The sequence below is a fragment of the Streptomyces sp. NPDC005070 genome, from assembly GCF_053600395.1.
Map to the genome: position 1 here is coordinate 1 of NZ_JBSFZS010000400.1, position 2053 is coordinate 2053.

The window sequence follows — 2053 nt, forward strand, 5'->3', positions numbered from 1 at the left end:
TTGCCGGCCGCGACGCAGGAGCTGGTGTCGCTGCGGGTGAGCCAGATCAACGGATGCGCGGTCTGCGTCGACATGCACACCAAGGAGGCCGCGGCTGATGCCCTTCATCGACTCCAGCACGCTGACCTTGGTGAGCTCGAAGGGGAAGCGGGCGATGACACAGCGCATGTGACCTCACAGAAAGAGAATCGGGAGAACGGTCCGGCCGGAATGAGGCGGCTCAGCGGGAGAGGGCGAAGACGCCCAGAGCACAGCCTTGCCCATCGACCACCGGCAGGGCACCGAGCTGCCGGATACGCATCGCGTCCTCGGCTTCGGCCAGCGTGGTCACAGGCGAGGTGAACAGCCTGTGGTCGCCAAGGAGGTCGCGCAGCCGGACACGGTCCGTGTAGGCGGAGCCGTCGCGGACGGCGGCGAGCTCAGCCCGCGTGACCAGTCCGGTGCACTGGCCGTCTTGGTCGCAGATGACCAGTCGGCCCGTGCGGGCGGCGGCCATGACGGACAGCGCGACCTCGACGCTCATGTCGTCACAGACCTGCGGTCCGGCTGCCTCCATGCCCTCGGCCACCGTCGCGTGCGCGTTGCTCTTCGGGCGGGGCTGCATCTGAACCAGCGTCAAAAGGTGCCTCCTGCAGTGATGGGTCAGCTTCCTGATCACGAAGGGGTCTAGGCCGCCGCATCCAAGGCGCTCTGGCGTACGGGCGCGCGCCGCGTCGTCGACGAGGGGCGACGCCGGCCCCGGGACGTGGCGCGCTTGGGCCGTTCGGTCACCGGTGCGGTGATGACGACGGGGATGCCGGACGGGGACTGGGCGCCGGTGATCCGGTGCAGAGCCTCGTCTCCCGAGTGGATCTGGGTGATCTGCGGGCGGATCCCGGCGTCCGCCATGAGGCGGACCATGCCGCGGCGCTGGCTCGGTGTGACCAGGGTGACGACGCTGCCGGACTCGCCCGCCCGGGCGGTACGGCCGCCGCGGTGAAGGTAGTCCTTGTGGTCGGTCGGCGGGTCGACGTTCACGACCAGGTCAAGGTTGTCGACGTGGATCCCGCGCGCCGCGACGTTGGTTGCCACCAGCACGCTGACATGACCCGTCTTGAACTGCGCCAGCGTGCGGGTGCGCTGCTGCTGTGACTTGCCGCCGTGCAGTGCGGCGGCCCGTACCCCGCTGTTGAGGAGGTCCTGCGTCAGCCGGTCAACAGCGTGCTTGGTGTCCAGGAACATGATCACGCGGCCCTCGCGGGCGGCGATCTCGGTCGTGGCGACGTGCTTGTCGGCGCCGTGGACGTGCAGGACGTGGTGCTCCATCGTCGTGACCGCACCGGCAGAGGGGTCAACCGAATGCACGACAGGATCGGTCAGATAGCGGCGCACCAGCAGGTCGACGTTGCGGTCCAAGGTGGCGGAGAACAGCATCCGCTGCCCGCCCGGACGCACCTGATCCAGCAGCGCGGTGACCTGCGGCATGAACCCCATGTCGGCCATCTGGTCGGCCTCGTCAAGCACCGTGATGCCCACCTGGTTCAGCCTGCAGTCACCACGGTCGATGAGATCCTTCAGTCGGCCTGGAGTCGCGACGACCACCTCGGCCCCGCCGCGCAGCGCGCCGGCCTGCCTTCCGATCGGCATCCCGCCCACCACCGTGGCCAGCCGCAGCCTGACGGACCGGGCATACGGGGCCAGCGCATCGGTCACCTGCTGCGCCAGCTCACGTGTGGGGACAAGGATCAGCCCGAGTGGCTGGCGAGGTTCGGCGCGCTGTCCGGCGGTGCGGGCGAGCAGGGCGAGACCGAAGGCGAGGGTCTTTCCGGAACCGGTGCGCCCGCGGCCCAGGACGTCACGGCCCGCCAGGGAGTTCGGCAGCGTCGCGCCCTGGATCGGGAACGGCACAGCCACGCCCTGCCGGCCGAGTTCGGCGAGCAGCTGCTCGGGCATGGAAAGATCGGCAAAGCCCTCAACCGCAGGCAGCGCGGGAGTGATCGTGGTGGGGAGCGCGAACTCGCCCTGCACCGCGGCGGGCCGGCGACCGTAACTGCCGGTTCGGGCAGGGCCGCCG

The 2053-nt window shown here is 69.9% G+C and carries 2 protein-coding genes and 2 pseudogenes; 1 reads left to right on the forward strand and 3 read right to left on the reverse strand.

What is annotated here, in order from left to right; all coding sequences use genetic code 11:
- Positions 1-96: pseudogene (locus ACWEBX_RS39540) on the forward strand (carboxymuconolactone decarboxylase family protein); the annotation flags it as partial.
- Here ACWEBX_RS39540 and ACWEBX_RS39545 read toward each other — a convergent pair.
- The 3 genes and pseudogenes from ACWEBX_RS39545 to ACWEBX_RS39555 all read right to left on the reverse strand — a co-directional run.
- Positions 97-168: pseudogene (locus ACWEBX_RS39545) on the reverse strand (SCO5918 family protein); the annotation flags it as partial.
- Between the two features lie 52 nt (positions 169-220).
- The gene (locus ACWEBX_RS39550; protein WP_451889538.1) at positions 221-619 is read right to left on the reverse strand and encodes a CBS domain-containing protein; all 399 of its coding nucleotides are present in this window, start codon (positions 617-619) and stop codon (positions 221-223) included.
- A gap of 47 nt (positions 620-666) precedes the next feature.
- On the reverse strand, positions 667-2053 hold a 1387-nt coding region (locus ACWEBX_RS39555), incomplete at its 5' end, for a DEAD/DEAH box helicase (protein WP_451889539.1).